Source organism: Bacillus sp. RHFS10, from assembly GCF_016757475.1.
Lineage (GTDB): Bacteria > Bacillota > Bacilli > Bacillales > Bacillaceae > Bacillus > Bacillus subtilis_G.
The window spans coordinates 1-382 of the sequence record NZ_JAESPO010000036.1 but is presented as its reverse complement, the minus strand read 5'-3'; the positions used below and the strand labels follow the sequence as shown (position 1 = coordinate 382).

Genomic DNA, 382 nt, shown 5'->3' with positions numbered 1-382 from the left:
ACATATGCATGCATCACTGGGGCCGGCCGAGCGACACTTACATACACAATGTGGCCAATGCCGGCGGCCCCAGCAGCCCGAGCGGCAACGCGGGCCGACGCCAGATCGACGGAGTCAAACAAAGCGGCCTTCGTCGGGTTCGGATGCGCCACACCGACCAGATGCACCAAAGTGTCCATGCCCTGCACCGCCGCTGCGACGGATGAATCATCCAGGGCATCCCCTGTTACAACCTCGCAGCCGGGAGGAAGCGCACGACCGGCCGACCGCACCAGGGCCCTGACCGTGTGTCCGCGCCACAGCAGGCGCTGGACCAGTCGGCTGCCAACATAACCTGTGGCTCCGGTGATCAGGACACGATGCAGCACGGACTTCGCTTGGG

At 64.9% G+C, this 382-nt stretch carries 1 protein-coding gene; it reads right to left on the bottom strand.

Annotation, left to right across the window (positions count from 1 at the left end; all coding sequences use genetic code 11):
• A partial coding sequence (locus JMN17_RS21545) for an SDR family oxidoreductase (protein WP_313886385.1) occupies positions 1-368 on the bottom strand: 368 nt, incomplete at its 3' end.
• Positions 369-382: the final 14 nt, after the last annotated feature.